A 15,078-nucleotide genomic window follows, 5' to 3' on the forward strand; every position below is an offset into this window, starting at 1 on the left:
ATGGCGCGGCTCGGGGCTCCCGGCCCGTGGGAAACGGCCGGGAGCCCCGTCGGGTGACTCAGAGAACGCCGGACTCGGAGACGGCGATCTTCGCCTTGGTCTTGCCGGTCGAGGAGCCGTACGACTCGATCTTGCGGACGAGCTCCATGCTCGCCTCGTCGGCGACCTCGCCGAAGACGACGTGCTTGCCGTCCAGCCACGGGGTGACGACGGTGGTGATGAAGAACTGCGAACCGTTGCTGTTCGGGCCCGCGTTGGCCATCGAGAGCAGGCCCGGCTTGTTGTGCTTCAGCGTGAAGTTCTCGTCGGCGAACTTCTCGCCGTAGATGCTCTTGCCGCCGGTGCCGTTGCCGTTGGTGAAGTCACCACCCTGGAGCATGAACTCCGGGATGACGCGGTGGAACGGCGAGCCCGCGTAGCCGAAGCCCTTCTCACCGGTGGCAAGCGCGCGGAAGTTCTCCGCGGTCTTGGGGGCCACGTCGTCGAAGAGGTTGAACGCAATCCGCCCAGCGGGCTGGTCGTCGATGGTGATGTCGAAAAACGCCTTGATGGTCATGAGTCCATCCTGACATCACCCGCCACCTCCCGATGCACAGGCCCCGCCCCACGGCCGCCGCGTCGCGCCGCATGCGTACGGCGTACGGCGTACCACGGGGATGAGCCGTGGTACGCCGTTTCAGTCAGGGAGAACGCCGCTTCCCCCTACCGGTGCAGCTCAGCGGTTGCCGCGGTGGTCACCGCCACGGTGGTGCCGGCCCCAGGACTCGGAGTCGACCTTGTGGCCGCGGTTGTCGCGGAGCGTGGCGGTGTCCCTGCTGTCCCACACGTAGTGGCGGCGGTCCTGGTACACGTCGTGCCGGGAGTCACGGCCGACCCCGGTGTGGACGCGCACGGAGGAGCGGCCGGGCAGCCGCAGGTCGAACTTGTACGAGCGACGGCTCTCGTCGGTGAGCGTCCAGCCGCGGAGGTTGACGGAGTGGCGGCTGGTGTTGGTCACGGTGACCCACTCGGCGTTCAGGCTGCGGTTGGAGCCGTTGTCGCGACCGGGGCTGTCGTACTGGATCTTGCCCAGGACGACGGCCGAGCGCTGTGCCGGCCGATTGTGACCGTGGTCCCGGCCATCGGCCGTTGCCGGAAGGGCCGCCGCGGCGAGCAGGGCGCCGGAGGCGAGGACGGTGGCGGTGATCCGTCGTGCGGAACGGGACATGGAAACCCCTCATCATGCGGGCCCGGAATGGAGCTCCGGGCGTTTTTCCGATCCCGGCGTCGTGCCGGGAACGCAAACTTTGTCCCGCTTTCGAGGTGGCCGAAAGGCGCCCTGGTTCGTGTGACAAAGTGCGGACATTTCTGTCACACACGACTGCACCCGGCACGGACTCCGGCAGTCGTAGACCTGTCAACCGTTGATCGTTGCACGGACCCTTTCGGGGGGCCGTTCACCTGGTCACGGCGCCCCGTTCACCCCGGCCCCGCTCCCCCGGGCGCCCCGGCAGGGACCTCGCCGATCCGTGTAACAGGAGCGACAGCGCTTACCTGGACAGGCATTCCATTACCGCCGGGAAAGGAGCTCGTGCGTTCGAGCCTTCAACATCCATCGCGAAGGGGCGAGCCGGACGCGCTGACCTCCACCGGTGACGAAAGCGTTCACGGGTGTCATCGGATCCAGCGCCATCGTCCTGGCCAGCAGGACGCCGACGGCCAGCGGGAGCAGGGTGACGGCCAGCGCCGTGCCGGCGCTGGTCAGGTTCTGGATGCGGGGGCGCGTCGGCGCTTCGGGGAGCATGGTCCCCATTCGACCAGCGGGGGCACGTGCCGGGATCGGGTCACGTACTCAGACGTCCCGCCCCCCGTACTCAGTCCGGGCCCGTGCCCGCGCCGGGCGGGGCGGGTTTCAGCCGTCCGGTCCCCGCCGTCCCGAGGCGTCGGCCCGGCCGCCGGCCCCGAGGAGGCCCGTGGCCTCGAACGGAGCCGTCCGCGCCAGTCTGGGCAGCTCGCGCTTCGAGAGCGCCGTGACGACCGGAGGCATCGCGGCGCGCACCAGCTGCGTGACGCGCAGCCACGCCGGCATGTACGCGGAGGCACTGCGGCGCTCGACCGCCCGCACCATGTGGCGTGCCACGGTCTCCGCCGGGTAGACCTTGCGCGCGGGCCTGGGCATGTGCCCCCTCAGTTCGCGCAGCACGGGGTGCTGATCGGCATCGCGGATCATGTCGGTGTCGGTCCAGTTCAGGTAGCCGATGCCCACCCCGACGTGCTCATGGGCGAGCTCGGCACGCAGCGAGTGCGCGAACGACTCCACGCCGGCCTTGGAGGCGCAGTACGCGCTCATCATGGGCGCTGCGCCGATGGAGGCCAGCGACGCGATCTGGAGGTAGTACCCCCGTGTGACGCGCAGCTGGGGCAGGAAGACCCGTGCGGTGGTCGCGCTGCCGATCAGATTCACCTCGATCACGCGCCGCCAGGTCACCGGGTCGGACTCCGCGAAGGGGCCGCCCTCGGCCAGGCCCGCGTTGGCGACCACGACCGAGGCGGGACCGAGCCGCTCCCGTACGTCGTCGGCCACCCGCGCCATTCCCGCCTCGTTGGTGACATCGGCCTCCCAGCACCGCGCCGGGCCCCGAAGCGAGTCCCGCACCGCGGCCAGGCCGGCTTCCTCCCGGCCGATCAGGGCCAGCGTGGCTCCGCGGTTCGCCAGCTCGCGCGCGATGGCCGCGCCGAGGCCCCGTGCCGCGCCGGTCACGACGGCGACGCGGCCTTCCAGAGGACCAGGTGTGCCCGTCATACGCGTCTCCTCGGATTCGGCCGCGTCGGCGCCCCTCGGCTCGCGGACGGTGTGTCCAGCCAAGCACTCCGTTCGGCCGGGCGCTCGGCGAGACGAACCGGGCCTGGCTCTACTCCGGCGGGGAGGGCGGGCCCCAGTGGGAGAATCGGGGCAGCCACTTCACCCGGTAGTCGGGGTGCCCGGCGTGCTCGGCGGCCATCTGCCGGACGACGAATCCCAGGCCGACGGCGCGGCCCGAGGTGAAGTCCTGGGCAGGGCGGTCGGTGTCCAGGACCGCGATCTCCTCGTACTCGTCCAGAAGGACCCTGGTGGTCTCGACCCTGCGCAGGGTGCGTGCCGGGTCCTGGAAGGCGATGTGCCGGTCGTAGGCACGCGAACGTACGACGAACGCGATGCCGCTCGTGCGGTCGTGCACCTCACCGGGTGCCTCGGCCGGAGTCCGCCAGCCGTCGCCGCCCGCTTCCCGCGCGATCTGCTCCTCCTCGGCGAGGCGTGCCCGCACGAAGGCCAACAGGTCCGAGTTGTCTGCCATCTGGTTCCGAATCCTTCTCCGTCACAGACCGTGGCGGAGATCCACTCACCGCCGCGGACCCGTTCTGCCCGACCAGCAGAGGATGCCTCACCCGCGTGCCCGGGGCGCACTCGGCACGGGGGGCGTTCCGCATGACGGACACCGCCCGGGGCTGTGACCGGCGGGATTCAGCGGGACGGATCCCGCCGGGCGGCCATGAGCAGCGCGATGTCGTCGGGCCGGTCCTCGTCCTGACGGGCCTGCCCGATGACGCGGTCGGCCGCCTCGGCGAGCGGCATGTGGCCCACCGCGTCCAGGGTGCTGCGCAGCCGCTCGATGCCCTCGTCGATGTCCGTGCCCGCCTTCTCCACAAGCCCGTCCGTGAAGAGGGCCAGAACGGCTCCCGGGTCCAGCCACAGTTCCGTGACGGGGTACGAGGCCTCCGGGTCGACTCCTAGCACCACACCTCCGGGGAGGTCCAGGACCTCGGTCCTGCCGTCCGGGTGCCGCAGGACGGGCTGGGGGTGACCGGCGCGTACGGCCCGGGTGGCACCGGTCGCGGGGTCGAGCACCACGTAGCAGCAGCTGGCGAACTGCCCGGGGTCGAGGCCGATGAGCAGCCGGTTGGTGGCACTCATGATCTCCTGCGGTTCGTGCCCGATGAGCGTGAAGGCCCTTACGGCGCTGCGCAGTTGCCCCATGGTGGCCGCTGCCGCCACACCGTGCCCCTGGACGTCCCCGATGACGAGGGCTAGTCCGCTGCCCGTCTCGATGACGTCGTACCAGTCGCCCCCGATCTCGATGTCCTGGGTGCCCGAGAGGTAGCGTCCGACGGTGTCGACATGGTCGACGACGGGCAGCCGGTGGGGCAGCAGGGCGTCCTGGAGGCCCCGGGCGAGCGCGGCCTCGGTGTCGTAGCGCTGGGCGCGCTGGAGGGCCTGGGCGATGAGCCCCGCCAGCGCGGTGAGCACGGTGCGTTCCTCGGGGCTGAAGCCGCGGGGCTGGTCGAATCCGAGGATGCACGAACCCACGGGCCGGCCCGACGCGATGAGCGGCAGGAAGGCGCGGGCGCCGACGCTGGCGTCGATGGGCATACCGGGGTAGGCCTCGGCCAGCTGCTCCATGGACTCGAAGAACAGCGGCCTGCCCGTCGTGAGCGTCTCCACCCCGGGGATGCGGGCGTCGAGACCGACTCCGTCGAACTGGTCCAGGAACCCCTTGGGGAAACCGGTCTCCCAGGCCAGGTAGAGGCGCCGCTCGTTCTGGAGGTAGATGGCCAGCTGTCTGCCGCCGAAGGCCGGCAGCAGTTCCTCCGTGACCACGGCCGAGACCTGACGCGCCGTGACTGCCTCCGTCAGCGCGATGGCCAGGGCGACGGGCCGGTACAGGACGGCCGAGCGGTCGGCCGGGGAGCCGAGCTCCCCTCCCGGGGTGGCGCCGGACTCCGATGTGCGGCCGGGCCGCCCCGAGGGGCTGAAGGTGACCGTGACCCCGTCGCGGCCGGGGAACATCGCGACGGACAGCCAATCCGCCGAGGTGCGCCGGGCGAGGAAGTACACGGGGTCGTCCGAGAAGAGTGCGGCCCGACGCTGGTCCTCGTAGGCGGGGCTCGCGAGCCAGGGCAGCGCCTCGCCGAGGAGCCGGCCGGTCAGCTCGGCCCGGGTGTGGCCGAGGAGCTCCTCCGCCGGGCGGTTGGCGTAGGTGATCCGTCCGAGCCGGTCGTAGGTGAGCATGCCGCGCGGGATCCGGTCGCCCGCGTCCGGTACGACCGGGCCTGCCCCCTGGTCGAACAGGACACCGGTCAGCCGGCCTGTCCGGCCGTCCAGGTCCCCGGCGCCGGAGAGCTCGACCAGGAGCGGCCGGCCGTCGGGGCTCCAGAGCCGCATCCGGCGCACATGGGGCTCCGCCGACCGCGCGGCTCTGCTCGCCAGCGTCCACAGCCCGTACACGTCCTCGGGCAGCAGCCCGGCCGTGAGCGCCTCCATGGAGCGCGCCGGCCCGTCCGTGGGCTCATGGCCCAGGATCGCGTGCGTACGCTCGTCCGCGGTGACCGTCCCGCTGTCCATGTCCCACGCGAAGTGTCCGACGCGCATCTGCCGCGCGGTGTCCGAAGGAAGCCGCAGGGGCATGGGCTCGCCGTCCCACTCGGCCGGCCTGTCCTGTGCGGCGATGTCGGCGCCCAGCTGCCGGGCGAGTGACTCCAGGCGACGGCGGTCCGCGCCGCCGACCGGCACGCCCCGGGTGGCGTAGCGCAGCACCACGAGCACGCCCACGGGTGTGGTCCCGCCCGGCACGGGCACGTAGAGGGACCCGAAGGGGAAGGGCAGGCCGGCCATCAGCTGCGGGAACCGGCGCATGGCCTCCTCGGCGTCCCCCAGATACACCGGCAGGTTCGACCGGTAGGCCTCGGCGACCGGGAAGGGCCGGTTCACGTGCATCCGCCACCAGGGGCGCAGCAGCGGGACGGGCAGACCCGCGAGCACCGCCATCAGCAGGAGCCCCGGGGTCCGTGAGCGCAGGTAGACGCCGCCCGCGTACCCCCCGACGGCGTCGACGGCGCTCACCACGGCCCGGGCGAGCACCAGCGACAGTCCGTCGGGCGTTCGGCTTCCATCGGGGCTCCAGGTCACACAGCCAGGATGCGCACCCGTGCGCGGGTGCGCATGTCCGCGCAGGTCGCGTGCCGTCAGATACCGGCGGGGGCCGAGGGCTCGGTGCCCGCCCGTGCGCACACCGAGGCGGCCGTCTCGGAGGCGAACGACAGCATGTCCCTCACCTCCTCCGGATACGGCGTCGCCGTGAAGGAGCCCAGGGCCCCCATGCGGCTCAGCAGTCCCGCGGTGAACGCGTCCCCCGCGCCGATCGTGTTGACCACCTCGACCGGTGTGGCGGCGACGGAGACGGGCGGTGCGGTCGCCGTGTACGCCGTGCTGCCCCGTGCGCCACGGGTGAGGACCACCAGCCGTCCTCCTTCCGCCAGTTCCCGGCAGGTCTCCTCCGGATCGGCTCCGGGCCACAGCGTCTCCACGTCCTCGTCGCTGACCTTCACGACGTGGGCCAGTCCGCACAGTTCGCGCAGCGCCGCCGAGCCGTGGTCCGCGCCCAGGGTGCGGTCCCGGCGGACGTTGGGGTCCACGACGAGCAGGGAGCGCTCGGCGGCCGCGGCGGCGGTGGCCCGCACGGCCGATGCCGCGGGCCCGACGACGGCCGCGAGCCCGCCCGCGTACACGGCCCCGAATCCGGCGGCCCGCGTGGACAGGTCCGGCAGCCGGAACGTCGCCGTGTCCTGGAGGTGGAAGTGGTAACCCGTTCCCCCGGCCCCCGGCTCGGCGACGGCCAGTGCCGTAGGCAGACCGGAGCGTTCACAGAGTGTGAGGTCGACCCCGGCCGCCCGCAGCCGATCCTCGATCGTGCGGGCGAAGCCGTCGCCGCCCAGCCCTCCGGCGAACGCCACCGGGGTGCCGAGCGTGGCCAGCCCGACGGCGACGTTGGCCGGGGCCCCGCCGAACTGGGCGGCCCGCAGGCCGCCGTCCCCGGCCACGGGTACGAGGTCGACGAGCGCCTCTCCGAGTACGAGGACGGCGCCGGGTCCGCCCGTCACGGCTCGACCACGATCTTGCGGCCGATGCCCGCCTTGAAGCGGTCGATGGCCTGCGGGTACTGGTCGAGCGGCAGCCGGTCGCTGATGAAGACGGCAGGGTCGAGGACCCCGGTGGCGAAGAGCGCGGCGGCGCGTTCGTAGCTGTGCAGGACGGCCATCGAGCCGGTGATGGTGATCTCCTGGTTGTAGATGCGGTACGGCTCGATGACGGCCGTCGTCGCGTAGTCGGCGACCCCGAACTGGAGGAAGGTCCCGCCCTTGGCGACGCGTCCCAGGCCGTCCTGGATGGCGGCCGCGTTGCCCGTGGCGTCGATGACGACGTCCCAGCCGCCGGGCCGCTCGAGCTCGTCGGCCCCGGCCGCCGACCGGGAGCAGCCGAGGAGGCCGGCCGTGGCGAGGCGGTCCGGATTGACGTCCAGGATGTCCACGCCCGCCGCCCCGGTGCGCTTGGCGAGCTCCAGCATCATGAGGCCCATGGTTCCGGAGCCGTAGATCAGCACCTCGGCGCCGAGGGTGCTGCTCAGGACGTCGTAACCCCGGACCGCGCAGGACAGCGGCTCGATGAGGGCGGCGTCATTCACGTCGATGTGCTCGGGCAGCCGGACGCAGTTGGCGACGGGGGCCACGGCGTACTCGGCGGCGCCGCCGGAGACGGTGACGCCGATGGCGGCCCAGCGTTCACAGAGGTTGCCGCGACCACTGCGGCAGTAGCGGCACTCGTGGCAGTGCAGCGAGGGATCGACGGCGACGCGGTCGCCGATGGCGAGCTCCGTGACGTCACGTCCGACGCCCACGATCTCCCCGGCGAACTCGTGGCCGGGGACGAGCGGCAGGGAGGGCGCGAACTCGCCCTGCAGGATGTGCAGATCGGTGCCGCAGAGCCCGCAGGAGGCAACGGACACGACGACCTCGCGGGGGCCGGGGGTGGGGTCGGGGACGGTGGTGACGGAGATCTTCCCGGGTGCTTCGACGATGGCTGCCCGCATTATTTCACTGCTCCGAGAGACAGGCCCTGGACGAGTTTGTCCTGGGCGGCGTAGCCGGCGGCGAGCACCGGCAGGGACACGACGACGGACGCGGCGCACAGCTGGGCCAGGAAGAGGCCCTGGCTGGTGACGAATCCGGTGAGGAAGACGGGTGCTGTCTGGGCGACGACGCCGGTGAGCACCCGGGCGAAGAGCAGCTCGTTCCAGCTGAAGATGAAGCAGATCAGCGCGGTGGCCGCGATCCCGGGGGCGGCCATCGGTGCGACGACCCGGGCCAGGACGGTCGGCAGCCTCGCGCCGTCGACCTGGGCGGCCTCGATGACCGACACCGGCACGTCCGCGAGGAAGGACTGCATCATCCAGACCGCGATCGGCAGGTTCATCGAGGTGTAGAGCAGGACGAGGAGCCAGATGTTGTCCAGCATCCCGGCGTTCTTTGCGAACAGGTAGACGGGGAGAAGCCCCGCGACGACGGGCAGCATCTTCGTGGAAAGGAAGAAGAACATCACGTCCGTCCACTTGCGCACGCGCCGGATGGAGAGGGCGTACGCCGCCGGGAGCGCCAGCAGGAGCACCAGGACCGTGGAGAAGAAGGAGGCCCCCAGCGAGTTGAGCAGGGGCGGCCACGGGGTCACACCGGTGTCGGCTCCGAAGAAGGCGCGGTAACCGTCGAGGGTGAGCGGCGCGAAGAGGGAGGGCGGGTTGGTGGCTGCGTCGGACTCCGCGTGCAGCGAAGTCAGCAGCATCCACAGCGCGGGCAGGCAGAAGGCGAGTCCTGCCGCCCAGGCCAGCAGGCCGAGTGCGGCGGAGCGCCGTCGGGCCCTTCGCAGGACGCGTCGCGCGGACGGGGCGGGCGCGGGGACGGTGGCGGTGGCGGTGGTCATGCGCGGTTCGCCTCCTCACTGAAGAGGGACGAGACGGTCCGGAGCGCGAAGGTGGCGATGATGATCGTGCCGATCACCACCACGACCCCGGCGGCGGACGCCAGTCCGTATTCGTGGGCCTGGTAGAAGGTCTGGTAGATCGTGTAGGGAAGGTTGGCGGTGTCGAGGCCGCCCGCGGTGATCGTGAACACCGCGTCGAAGTTCTGCACGATGTAGACGGCGCCGAGCAGCACTCCGAGTTCGAGGTACCTGCGCAGGTGCGGCAGGGTCAGATAGCGGAAGGTCTGCCAGGCGCTCGCACCGTCCAGGCGAGCGGCCTCGACGACCTCCGCGGGCCGGCTCTGGAGGCCGGCGAGCAGGATCAGCATCATGAACGGCGTCCACTGCCAGACCAGCGCCGCGATGACGGCGAGGAGCGGCATGTCCGCGATCCAGTCCGGCTGGCTCGGGGTGGTGTCGCCGAAGAGGTCTCCCACCCAGCTGAGCGCGCCGTTGAGGAGTCCGTACTCCGGGTTGTACAGCGCGTGCTTCCACAGGAGCGCGGCGGAGACGGGCACGATCAGGAACGGCGTGATGAGCAGGGTGCGGACCATGCCCCGGCCGAAGAACGTACGGTCCAGGAGCAGCGCGAGGGCCAGGCCGATGACGACGGTGGCGAGGACGACGCCCACGGTCAGCAGGATCGTGGTGAGGACCGAGTCGCGGAGCGCGGCGTCGGTGAAGACGGACGCGTAGTTGCCGAGCCCGTTGAAGGCGCGTTTGTCGGGGCTGAGGGAGTTCCAGTCGAAGAGGGAGATCACCAGGGTCGCCACGAACGGCAGTTGGGTGACGACGATCAGGAAGACCAGGGCGGGGAGCAGCGGAGCCCTGGTGGCCCAGGCCCGGGCGCCGCTCTTCTTACGGGCCGGCGCCGCGGGTGGCCGGGGTGGTGACTGGGGTGTGGTGCCGACTGCTGTGGTCATCGGTACTCCTTGGCGACCTGTTCGGCCAGCTTCTGGGAAGCGGCCAGCGCCTTGTCGACGGACTGGCGGCCGGCGATGGCCGCGCTGATCTCCTGCGCGACCCTGGTTCCGAGGTCGGTGAACTCGGGGATGCCGACGAACTGGATCCCGGGCACGGGGCGCGGCTGGGTGCCCGGGTTCTTCGGGTCGGCCCCGGAGATGGCCTGCTCGGTGACGTCCGCGAAGGCGCCTGCCGCCTTGCGGTATTCGGGGTTCTCGTAGGTGGAGGCGCGTTTGCCGGCCGGGGCGTTGGACCAGCCGCTGGTCTCACCGACGAGCGACTCGTACTCCTTGCTGGAGGCCCAGGAGACGAACTTCCACGCGTCGTCCGCCTTCTTCGAGGCCTTCTGGATGCCCCAGGCCCAGGTGTAGAGCCACCCTGAGCTCTTGGTCTCCTCGACCGGCGCCGGTACGTAGCCGATCTTGCCCTTCACCGGGGATCCCGCCGCCTCCAGCGAACCGGCGCCCGCCGTGGCGTCGTACCACATGGCGGTCTTGCCCTGCGTCATGTTGTTGAGGCACTCGGCGTATCCCGACTGGGAGGCGCCGCGCTCGCCGTGCTTGCGCACGAGGTCGACGTAGAACTCGGTGGCCTTCTTGAACTCGGGTGAGGTGAGCCGGGGTTTCCAGTCCTCGGTGAACCAGGTGCCGCCCATGGTGTTGACGACGGTGGTGAGCGGGGCGATGAGCTCGCCCCAGCCGGGCAGCCCGCGCAGGCAGATGCCCTTCATCCCGGACTCGGCGCCGTCGGCCTGCGCCGCGAGTTCCGCCACCTCGGTCCAGGTGGGGTGCGCGGGCATCGTCAGCCCCTTCGCGTCGAAGACGTCCTTGCGGTACATGAGGAAGGACGACTCACCGTAGAAGGGTTCGGCATAGAGCTTGCCCTCGGCGGTGAGTGACTCCCTCAGGGGTTCGAGGATGTCGTCCTGGTCGAAGGCGGTGTCCTCGGCGGCGTAGGTGTCGAGGGGGTGCAGCCACTCGTTCTTCGCGAAGAAGGGCACTTCGAAGTTGCTGATGGTGCCGACGTCGTACTGCCCCGCCTGGTTGGAGAAGTCCTGGCTGATCTTGTCGCGGACGTCGTTCTCCGGGAGCACGGTGAAGTGGACCTTGATGCCGGTCTCCTCGGTGAAGTGCTCGGCGGTGAGCTTCTGCAGCTCCACCATCTGGGGGTTGTTCACCATCAGTACGTTCAGTGCGTCACCCCCTCCGAACGCTGTGCCGCCTGCTCCGGCGCACCCGGCGGCGAGGAAGGCCATCACTGCCGTGCCCGCGACCGCACGCACGCGGGTCCCACGGCGTCGTTGCTGGTGGGGCATAGATTCTCCTGATCGGTCGTAGCGGCTCGCGGATCGGTGCCTGCCCTCCGGCTCTCCTGACGGTTCCGGGCATGGCGGGGCTGCCCTCCGGGGGCTGACGAAGGGGTGGGGGCGGCGGGGCGGTCCCGCCGTCGTGTCAGACGCGGATGACGTTCGGGCCGAGCAGGGAGTAGCGCTGGGCTTCCGCCGAGGGCAGACCGGTGTCGGTGACGACGGCCTCGAAGTCGCCGACACCTGCGAAGCGGCAGAAGCTCACCGCTCCGAACTTCGAGTGGACGCCGGCGAAGACACGGCGGCGGGCGCTGCGCATGGCCTGCGCCTTGACCTCGCAGACCGCCGGGTCCGGGGTGGTCAGCCCGTACTGGCGGGAGATGCCGTTCGCACCGACGTACGCCAGGTCGATGACGAAGTCGGCGAGCATACGGGTCGCCCAGTGGTCGACCGTCGCCATGGTGCTGCCGCGCACCCGCCCGCCGAGGAGGAGCACGGCGGTCTTCTCCGAGTCCGCCAGAACCGTGGCGACGGCCAGGGACGCCGTGACCACCGTCAGCGGCCGGTCGCGGGGCAGCGCTTCAGCGATGAGCTGCGGGGTGAAGCCCTCGTCGACGAAGACCGTCTCGGCGTCACCGAGCAGCTCGGCAGCGGCCGTCGCGATCCGTGACTTCTGCGGTACGTGGTGCGTGGTGCGCATCGCCAGGGTGGTTTCGAACCCGGCGCTCTCGACCGGGTACGCACCACCGTGCGTGCGCCGGACGAGGCCGTGCTCCTCGAGGGTGTGCAGATCGCGCCTGATGGTCTCCTTGGCCACCTCGAACCGTTCGGCCAGCCGGTTCACGTCGACCGAACCGTCCCGTCGGGCCGTCTCGAGAATTCCCCGGCGGCGTTCCTCGGTGCCCACGACACATCCCTGCGCTAGTGCGAATCAACCGTGGGCCCGGCGTCCGTTCGGGCCCACGCACTGTTTGTACAAGCAGAAACGGCTGTACGACCAGCTTCTTCGCGCCACGGCCTCTGCCCGTTCATGCCCGTTTCCCCACGGGCCCCCACGCTGGTGGTCCGCGCTCCGGCGGTGACGGGGCGCCCGCGCAACGCCTGCTTCGCCCGCGAGCGCGCCCGTTTCGTGCCCGTCAGCGGTCACACAGGCATGGGGGTCACTAGCACAGCCCTCCTGTGATCGCGTCGAGAACAGCAGAGAAATGTCTGATTGCACACCTCAAGGCCCGATTTCGGCCAACATTCCGGGCTTCGGGAGTCCGCGGACAACCTCCGGCCGTGTTCGCCCTCTCTCATGGGCAAAGCGACTCCACCGCCCCGACGGGGCACCCGGACATCGGAGAACGATGAGCAGCAGAACCCCCCGCAACCGCCTGTGGCGTCCGGCTGTCGCCGCGGCCGCGGCGATCACCGTGACCGCCGGCGTCGTCGCCGCGGCGCCCGACAGCAAGGCGACGTCTGTCCCTGAGCTGGGCCTGGTCGCCGCGTCGAAGTCGGTGACCCTCGACTCGTGGAAGGAGGACCCGGGCGTCTACCTGGACCTCGGGACGTATCTCACCGCCTCCGGAGCCCCGCTGGAACTGCGGGTGACCCGTAAGAGCTACAAGGACCCGGTCGTCGCCACCCAGATCATCCACGAGGGGAACAAGACCCGGACCAAGGCCCTGCCCAAGGGATTGGTGAAGGACTTCTCGGGGCTTCCGGACTTCGTCCGGATCACGGTCCGGGACGCCGCGGGCAAGGCCGTGGTGAACCGTACGGAGTCGTTCTGCCCGAACAACGCGTCGGGCCGGATCCTGCCCGACGCCCCGTCCACGTCGAAGTATCCCGAGAGCTGCCCGACGAACCCCTTCACGCTCGGATCGGTGTGGGGCGTCGAGAAGGGCTGGGCGTCCAACACGTACGCGGGCTACTACGCCGCGCCGGTCGCCCTGCCGGCCGGGACGTACACCGCGGAGGTGGCCGTCACCCAGCGCTACCGCGATCTGTTCAAGATCGCTGACGAGCCGCAGACCGTCAAGGTGACCGTGCGTGAGCGCAGTTGGGAGGAGGAGAGCCCCGCCGGCGCCGCGGGTGCCCGTTCCGCGTCGGAGCACGCCGCCCACGGGGCCGGGCACTCGGGCCACACCGGCCACACCGCTTCGCGCACTCCCGCCCCGGTGTCCGCGACGACCGGTGCGGGCCCCTCGTACAACGTGGGCCACGGCCCCCACCCGCCGGCGCCCGCCGCCGTGCCGTGGGCCGCCAAGCGCGAAGGCTTCCGCTCGGCACAGGGCGACGGGCCGGGGCGTACGGACGGCTCCCGGCAGGCGCCCGCGGCACAGCCGAACGCCCAGCGTCCGACGGGCAGGGCGGCCGTTCCGGACGTCCCCAAGCCCGACCTGCGCTCCCTGCCCGCCTACGGGATCACCATCGGGCAGGGCGACACGGACGCGCCGGGCAAGGACTATCTGGCCTTCAGCGCCAACGTGTGGAACGCGGGCCCCGCACAGCTGGTCGTGGACGGCTTCCGCAAGCCGGGCAACGAGCTGATGGACGCCTACCAGTACTTCTACGACGCCTCGGGCAAGCAGGTCGGCTACACCCCGACCGGCACCATGGAATGGGATCCCCGCCCGGGTCATGAGCACTGGCACTTCACCGACTTCGCGAGCTACCGGCTGCTGAAGGCGGACCAGAAGGAGACCGTGCGCAGCGGCAAGGAGGCCTTCTGCCTGGCCAACACCGACGCGGTCGACTACACGGTGAAGAACGCCAACTGGCACCCGGACAACACCGATCTGTCCACGGCGTGCGGCCAGGAGAACTCCATCTCCGTACGGGAGGTGCTCGACGTGGGTTCCGGTGACACGTACACCCAGGACCTTCCGGGTCAGTCCTTCGACATCACCGGCCTGGCGAACGGCACGTACTACATCCAGGTGCTGGCCAACCCGGAGAACCGGCTCAAGGAGACCGACCTCGGCAACAACAGCGCCCTGAGGAAGGTGGTCCTGGGCGGCAAGCCCGGTGCCCGCACGGTGACCGTGCCCAAGCACGACCTGGTCGACGCGCCCTGAGACCCGGCCTGCCACGCGGCCCCCGGGACATGCTTCCGGGGGCCGCCGCCGTCGCCGTCGGGAGGTCAACCGTTGCCTCCCGCAACCGAGTTGCTGTGGCAGACTTCGCAGGCGGAGCGGTTCACCTCATCAGCGACGGAGCGCGTCATGACGACTGGCACACCCCGGCCCCCGATCGACACCAGCAGGCCCCACTCGGCTCGCGTGTACGACTCGCTGCTCGGTGGCAAGGACAACTACCCGGTGGACCAGGCGGTGGCACAGCACCTGCCGGCCGAGGCGAAGGCCGGGGCGTTCCAGAACCGTGCCTTCATGAACCGCGCGACGGCCTGGCTGGCCGGCGAGGGGATCAGCCAGTTCCTCGACATCGGTACGGGGATCCCGACGGCGCCGAATCTGCACCAGATCGCCCAGGAGATCGATCCGCGGTCACGGGTCGTCTACTGCGACAACGACCCGATCGTCCTGCGGCACGCGGAGGCGCTCCTGATCAGCAGTCCGGAAGGGGCCACGGACTACGTCCACGCGGACGTGCTCGAACCGGCCACGATCATCGAGGCGGCCCGCAAGGTCCTGGACTTCGACCGGCCCATCGCCCTCTCGCTCCTGGGTCTTCTCCACTTCCTCCCGGACGACCAGGATCCGCGGGCCGTCGTGCGCACACTGGCGGCCACCCTGGCGCCGGGCAGTTACGTGGTGCTGTCCCAGGGCGCCTCGGACGTGAACCCCGAGCGCGGCGAACAGGGCGCGGCCGAGTACGGCAAGGGGGGTATCCGGCTCGCTCTGCGCACCCGCGCCGAGTTCGCCCGCTTCTTCGAGGGCCTGGACATCGTCGAGCCGGGTCTGGTGACGGCTCCCGAGTGGTTCCGCGGGACGCCGGCGCCCGAGCAGGAGTTCAGCGGCGTCTACGTCGCGGTCGCCCGAATCCCGTAGTCACGGTCCGG

General features: G+C 70.9%; 14 protein-coding genes. 2 read left to right on the forward strand and 12 right to left on the reverse strand.

Annotated elements, in window-relative coordinates; all coding sequences use genetic code 11:
- Positions 1–58 precede the first annotated feature (58 nt).
- From ACIQM3_RS09060 to ACIQM3_RS09115, 12 genes are all read right to left on the reverse strand, one after another.
- A complete protein-coding gene (locus ACIQM3_RS09060) occupies positions 59–556 on the reverse strand; it encodes a peptidylprolyl isomerase (RefSeq protein ID WP_401620941.1) in 498 nt (165 codons plus the stop codon).
- A 159-nt stretch (positions 557–715) separates the two neighbouring features.
- Complete coding sequence (locus tag ACIQM3_RS09065) at positions 716–1,207, reverse strand: lamin tail domain-containing protein (protein WP_401620944.1); 492 nt, start codon at positions 1,205–1,207, stop codon at positions 716–718.
- Between the two features lie 342 nt (positions 1,208–1,549).
- Positions 1,550–1,783 (reverse strand): hypothetical protein, encoded by a 234-nt coding sequence (locus ACIQM3_RS09070; RefSeq protein ID WP_399235350.1) that lies wholly within the window; start codon positions 1,781–1,783, stop codon positions 1,550–1,552.
- Positions 1,784–1,891: 108 nt separating this feature from the next.
- Positions 1,892–2,782, reverse strand: coding sequence for an SDR family oxidoreductase (locus ACIQM3_RS09075; protein ID WP_401620948.1), 891 nt, complete (start codon positions 2,780–2,782; stop codon positions 1,892–1,894).
- Between the two features lie 109 nt (positions 2,783–2,891).
- On the reverse strand, positions 2,892–3,314 hold the full coding sequence (locus tag ACIQM3_RS09080) for a DUF6221 family protein (RefSeq protein ID WP_401620951.1): 423 nt from the start codon (positions 3,312–3,314) through the stop codon (positions 2,892–2,894).
- A gap of 167 nt (positions 3,315–3,481) precedes the next feature.
- Positions 3,482–5,923 (reverse strand): SpoIIE family protein phosphatase, encoded by a 2,442-nt coding sequence (locus ACIQM3_RS09085; protein ID WP_401620953.1) that lies wholly within the window; start codon positions 5,921–5,923, stop codon positions 3,482–3,484.
- Positions 5,924–5,979: 56 nt separating this feature from the next.
- Complete coding sequence (locus tag ACIQM3_RS09090; RefSeq protein WP_401620956.1) at positions 5,980–6,894, reverse strand: PfkB family carbohydrate kinase; 915 nt, start codon at positions 6,892–6,894, stop codon at positions 5,980–5,982.
- Positions 6,891–7,880 carry a zinc-dependent alcohol dehydrogenase family protein gene (locus tag ACIQM3_RS09095; RefSeq protein WP_401620959.1) on the reverse strand — a complete coding sequence of 330 codons (990 nt, stop codon included), beginning with the start codon at positions 7,878–7,880 and terminating at the stop codon, positions 6,891–6,893. Before ACIQM3_RS09095 ends, ACIQM3_RS09090 begins: the two co-directional genes overlap by 4 nt.
- Positions 7,880–8,764 carry a carbohydrate ABC transporter permease gene (locus ACIQM3_RS09100; RefSeq protein ID WP_401515998.1) on the reverse strand — a complete coding sequence of 295 codons (885 nt, stop codon included), beginning with the start codon at positions 8,762–8,764 and terminating at the stop codon, positions 7,880–7,882. Before ACIQM3_RS09100 ends, ACIQM3_RS09095 begins: the two co-directional genes overlap by 1 nt.
- Complete coding sequence (locus ACIQM3_RS09105; RefSeq protein ID WP_401620962.1) at positions 8,761–9,726, reverse strand: carbohydrate ABC transporter permease; 966 nt, start codon at positions 9,724–9,726, stop codon at positions 8,761–8,763. Before ACIQM3_RS09105 ends, ACIQM3_RS09100 begins: the two co-directional genes overlap by 4 nt.
- Positions 9,723–11,081: an ABC transporter substrate-binding protein gene (locus ACIQM3_RS09110; protein WP_401620965.1), complete on the reverse strand. Its 1,359-nt coding sequence runs from the start codon at positions 11,079–11,081 to the stop codon at positions 9,723–9,725. Before ACIQM3_RS09110 ends, ACIQM3_RS09105 begins: the two co-directional genes overlap by 4 nt.
- 136 nt (positions 11,082–11,217) lie before the next feature.
- A complete protein-coding gene (locus ACIQM3_RS09115; RefSeq protein ID WP_401620968.1) occupies positions 11,218–11,979 on the reverse strand; it encodes a DeoR/GlpR family DNA-binding transcription regulator in 762 nt (253 codons plus the stop codon).
- Between the two features lie 442 nt (positions 11,980–12,421).
- Here ACIQM3_RS09115 and ACIQM3_RS09120 point away from each other — a divergent pair, with 442 nt between their 5' ends.
- Together ACIQM3_RS09120 and ACIQM3_RS09125 are read left to right on the forward strand one after the other, a co-directional pair.
- Entirely contained in the window at positions 12,422–14,134 is a 1,713-nt protein-coding gene (locus ACIQM3_RS09120; RefSeq protein ID WP_401620971.1) for a lysyl oxidase family protein, read from the forward strand.
- A 147-nt stretch (positions 14,135–14,281) separates the two neighbouring features.
- Positions 14,282–15,067 (forward strand): SAM-dependent methyltransferase, encoded by a 786-nt coding sequence (locus ACIQM3_RS09125; RefSeq protein ID WP_401620974.1) that lies wholly within the window; start codon positions 14,282–14,284, stop codon positions 15,065–15,067.
- Positions 15,068–15,078: the final 11 nt, after the last annotated feature.

Source organism: Streptomyces sp. NPDC091271, assembly GCF_044757505.1.
Lineage (GTDB): Bacteria > Actinomycetota > Actinomycetes > Streptomycetales > Streptomycetaceae > Streptomyces.